General features: G+C 48.1%; 9 tRNA genes and 1 rRNA gene. All 10 read left to right on the top strand.

Features of this window, described 5'->3' with window-relative positions:
- The first annotated feature begins 158 nt into the window (after positions 1–158).
- The 10 genes from rrf to HOP45_RS20395 all read left to right on the top strand — a co-directional run bounded on the left by rrf (position 159) and on the right by HOP45_RS20395 (position 1,201).
- A 5S ribosomal RNA gene (rrf, locus tag HOP45_RS20440) occupies positions 159–272 on the top strand.
- Between the two features lie 15 nt (positions 273–287).
- Positions 288–363, top strand: a tRNA-Val gene (locus HOP45_RS20435).
- Positions 364–389: 26 nt separating this feature from the next.
- Positions 390–465 (top strand) — tRNA-Thr (locus tag HOP45_RS20430).
- A gap of 108 nt (positions 466–573) precedes the next feature.
- Positions 574–649: transfer RNA gene (locus tag HOP45_RS20425), tRNA-Lys, on the top strand.
- A gap of 5 nt (positions 650–654) precedes the next feature.
- Positions 655–739: transfer RNA gene (locus HOP45_RS20420), tRNA-Leu, on the top strand.
- Positions 740–742: 3 nt separating this feature from the next.
- A tRNA-Gly gene (locus HOP45_RS20415) sits at positions 743–817 on the top strand.
- Between the two features lie 33 nt (positions 818–850).
- A tRNA-Leu gene (locus HOP45_RS20410) sits at positions 851–940 on the top strand.
- 17 nt (positions 941–957) lie between these two features.
- Positions 958–1,034: transfer RNA gene (locus tag HOP45_RS20405), tRNA-Arg, on the top strand.
- A gap of 6 nt (positions 1,035–1,040) precedes the next feature.
- Positions 1,041–1,117, top strand: a tRNA-Pro gene (locus HOP45_RS20400).
- Positions 1,118–1,125: 8 nt separating this feature from the next.
- Positions 1,126–1,201, top strand: a tRNA-Ala gene (locus HOP45_RS20395).
- The last annotated feature ends 60 nt before the right edge of the window (positions 1,202–1,261 follow it).

The raw sequence follows: 1,261 nt of genomic DNA, 5'->3' as shown, positions 1-1,261 counted from the left end.
GACTTATCTAAATCAATGTGACAAGGCGCACGCCTTGCCTGATGTTTCGTTGAATGAAACAGCTTATCCGGTTTTGAGGGTTCATTTATTTTAAAATACCCTTGAAATTTTCTTCTGTTACCCATATAATATAGTTTGTCCTTGAAGAATACATAAGGTTTGGTGGCGATGGCAGAGAGGTCACACCTGTTCCCATGCCGAACACAGAAGTTAAGCTCTCTAGCGCTGATGGTAGTCGGGTTGATCCCCGTGAGAGTAGGACGCCGCCAAGCCTTATACATATCTGTGGAGGATTAGCTCAGCCGGGAGAGCACTTGCCTTACAAGCAAGGGGTCGCAGGTTCGATCCCTGCATCCTCCACCATTGAATTTATCCTAGCTTCATATATTGCCGGCCTAGCTCAACTGGTAGAGCAACTGACTTGTAATCAGTAGGTTGGGGGTTCAAGTCCTCTGGCCGGCACCATTCATCTTTTTAAGCAGGTTTTGAATAAACCATATAGAATACTTAATAATAATAGTTGGCGTGAATAACCATTTGTTATAATTTTTAACATAAGTTGAAGTTTTCTAAGAGCCATTAGCTCAGTTGGTAGAGCATCTGACTTTTAATCAGAGGGTCGGAGGTTCGAATCCTCCATGGCTCACCATTTATGCGGGTGTGGTGGAATTGGCAGACACGCTAGATTTAGGATCTAGTGCTTCACGGCGTGGGGGTTCAAGTCCCTCCACCCGCACCATTTGCGGAAGTAGTTCAGCGGTAGAACACCACCTTGCCAAGGTGGGGGTCGCGGGTTCGAATCCCGTCTTCCGCTCCAATTATTTTCATATATAAAGTACCGTAATGCTATGCCGGGGTGGCGGAATTGGCAGACGCACAGGACTTAAAATCCTGCGGTAGGTCACCTACCGTGCCGGTTCGAGTCCGGCCCTCGGCACCATTTTCTAACTTAATTATGCGCCCGTAGCTCAATTGGATAGAGCGTCTGACTACGGATCAGAAGGTTAGGGGTTCGACTCCTCTCGGGCGCACCATTTGAACGGGAAGTAGCTCAGCTTGGTAGAGCACTTGGTTTGGGACCAAGGGGTCGCAGGTTCGAATCCTGTCTTCCCGACCATTTTGGACGGGGCCTTAGCTCAGATGGGAGAGCGCCTGCTTTGCACGCAGGAGGTCAGCGGTTCGATCCCGCTAGGCTCCACCATTACTTCGATCTTTGAAAACTGAACAAACCAACCAGTACGTCAATTCAGTTTCTTCTATA

It is taken from the genome of Thalassobacillus sp. CUG 92003 (genome assembly GCF_013618635.1).
In the GTDB taxonomy this organism is placed as follows: domain Bacteria; phylum Bacillota; class Bacilli; order Bacillales; family Halobacillaceae; genus CUG-92003.
Note: the sequence above shows the minus strand (reverse complement) of the source record. Positions and strands in the feature narration are given on the sequence as shown.